The 2,677-nt window shown below is 69.8% G+C and carries 2 protein-coding genes; both read left to right on the forward strand.

Annotated features, from left to right (window positions below; translation table 11 throughout):
* Nucleotides 1-694 (forward strand): alpha/beta hydrolase (locus tag ACFV4K_RS35355; RefSeq protein ID WP_379280645.1); only part of this gene is annotated, 694 nt, incomplete at its 5' end.
* 111 nt (nt 695-805) lie between these two features.
* Nucleotides 806-2,602 (forward strand): AMP-dependent synthetase/ligase, encoded by a 1,797-nt coding sequence (locus ACFV4K_RS35360; protein ID WP_379280646.1) that lies wholly within the window; start codon nt 806-808, stop codon nt 2,600-2,602.
* Nucleotides 2,603-2,677 lie beyond the last annotated feature (75 nt).

Consider the following 2,677-nt stretch of genomic DNA (forward strand, 5'->3'; position numbering starts at 1 on the left):
AGACAGGTACCTGCACGGCGGCGGCTACACCGTCGGCTCGCCGCTCACGCACCGCTCGCTGGCGGCCTACCTGTCCCGCGAAACCGGCTGCGCCGTGCAGGTTCCCGACTACCGGCTGGCCCCCGAGCACCCGTTCCCGGCGGCGCTCGAGGACGCCGAGGCCGCGTTCCTGGCACTGGTCCGGGCCGGTTTCCGGCCGGAACGCATTGCGGTGGCCGGTGATTCGGCCGGTGGCGGGCTGTCGCTGGCGCTGGCCGGGCGGCTGCGCGACCGGCACGGCCTGACTCCGGCCGCGCTGGGCCTGATCGCGCCGTGGGCCGACCCGAACGAGGTCCCCACCCGCAACCGCGATCTGGTCATCAACAAGCCGTGGTCGCGGGCCTGCGCCGCGGCCTACCTGGGTGGCGGCGACGGCAAGGACGCCGGGTACGCGCCGCTGCTGGGCGAACTGCACGGTCTGCCGCCCACCTACGTTCAGGCCGACAAGGCCGAGCTGCTGCACGACCAGTGCACGCGGCTGGTGGCGCAGCTGCGTGCGGCGGGTGTGCCGACCGAGTTCACCGAGACCGAGGGTCTCTGGCACGTGGCCCAGCTGCAGGCGGCGCTGGTGACGCCGGCCGCGGCGGTCACCGTCGAACTCGGACAGTTCCTGCGCCAGGCGCTTCGACCGGCCCAAAGCCGGTCAATAGGATAGAGAAGAGTCACAGCGCGAGACCGTCCGGGAACAGGTTCGGGCGGTCGGCGGAGAGTTACCTGTGAGCGTGGCGTAAATTACCCGCCAGTAAACCTCTGTGGAAGGGCAGCGATGCGAGAGTTCGAAGTCCCGGCTACCTACACCATTCCGGAGAACGCCAACATGTCGGACGGCGCGTTCCGGCATGCTGAGAAGACCCCTGACCTGGTGGTCTTCAACACTCCGAATGGCAAGGGCGGCTGGAACGACGTCACGGCGGCGACGTTCGCGAAGACCGTGACCGACGTGGCCAAGGGACTGGTGGCCTCCGGTATCGAGCTCGGCGACCGCGTCGCCATCATGGCTCAGACCAGCTACGAGTGGGTCGTGCTGGACTTCGCCATCTGGGCGGCCGGCGGCTGCACCGTCGCGATCTACGACTCCTCCTCCGCCGAGCAGGCGCGCTGGATCCTCGAGGACTCCGCCACCAAGCTCACCGTCGTCCAGAACGACAAGCACCGCGCCACCATCGCCGAGATCGAGTCCGGCCTGGACAGCCTGCGCGAGGTCCTGCAGCTCGACAAGGGCGCGATCACCGAACTCACCGCGCGCGGCGCCGAACTCGACGACGCCGTGGTGCACGACCGCCGCGCCCAGGTGAAGGCCGCCTCCCCGGCGACCCTCATCTACACCTCCGGCACCACCGGCCGGCCCAAGGGCGTCATGCTCTCGCACGCCAACCTGTACGCCGAGTCGGCCGCCGACCGCTCCGCCATGAGCGAGTTCCTGCGCCCCGGCCGCAAGTCGCTGCTGTTCCTGCCGCTGGCCCACGTCTTCGCCCGCGCGGTCGCGCTGGCCGCGTTCGACGCCGGCGTCACCGTCGCCCACACCGCCGACTGGTCCACCCTGGTCGAGCAGTTCGGCCAGTACCAGCCGAACTTCATCCTCTCGGTGCCGCGCGTGTTCGAGAAGGTGTTCAACGGCGCCAAGCAGAAGGCGCACGACGGCGGCAAGGGCAAGATCTTCGACTACGCCACCGAGATCGCCATCCAGTACAGCCAGGCCCAGCAGGCCGGCAAGCCGAACCTGGTGCTCAAGGCCCAGCACATGCTGTTCGACAAGCTGGTCTACTCCAAGCTGCGCGAGGCCATGGGCGGCCAGTGCGAGTCCGCCGTCTCCGGCGGCGGCCCGCTCGGCGCGCGCCTGGGCCACTACTTCCGCGGCGCCGGCGTCACCATCTACGAGGGCTACGGTCTGACCGAGTCCACCGCGGCCGTCAGCGTGAACACTCCCGAGCACATCAAGGTCGGTTCGGTCGGCCGCCCGCTGCCCGGCCACGGCGCCAAGGTCGCCGACGACGGCGAACTGCTGATCCGCGGCCCGGTCGTGTTCGGCGGCTACTGGAACAACCCCGAGGCCAGCGCCGACGCGTTCGACGCCGACGGCTGGTTCAAGACCGGCGACCTGGGCGCCATCGACGAGCAGGGCTTCATCGCGATCACCGGTCGCAAGAAGGAAATCCTGGTCACCGCGGGCGGCAAGAACGTCTCCCCGGCCATGCTCGAGGACTCGCTGCGGCAGAACGCGCTGATCAGCCAGGTCATGGTGGTCGGCGACGGGCAGCCCTTCATCGGTGCGCTGGTCACCCTCGACCCCGAGGCGCTGCCGGCGTGGAAGACGCGCAACGGGATTCCCGCCGACACCCCGATCGAGCACCTCATCGAGAACCCGGCCCTGGTCGGCGAGATCAATGACGCGGTCGCTGCCACCAACAAGCTGGTCTCGCACGCGGAGGCGATCAAGAAGGTCCGCATCCTGCCGGTCGACTGGACCCAGGAGGGTGGCGAGCTGACCCCGAAGCTGTCGCTCAAGCGGGCCGTCGTCATGAAGCAGTACGCGGCCGACGTGGACGCGATCTACAACTCCTGACCGGAGTCGGGAGGCTGCGGGGGCCAGGCCCCCGGACCCCCGGATGAGCAGGCGTGGGGCGCACGGGATTTCCCG

This window comes from Nocardia sp. NPDC059764, from assembly GCF_042732555.1.
Lineage (GTDB): Bacteria > Actinomycetota > Actinomycetes > Mycobacteriales > Mycobacteriaceae > Nocardia.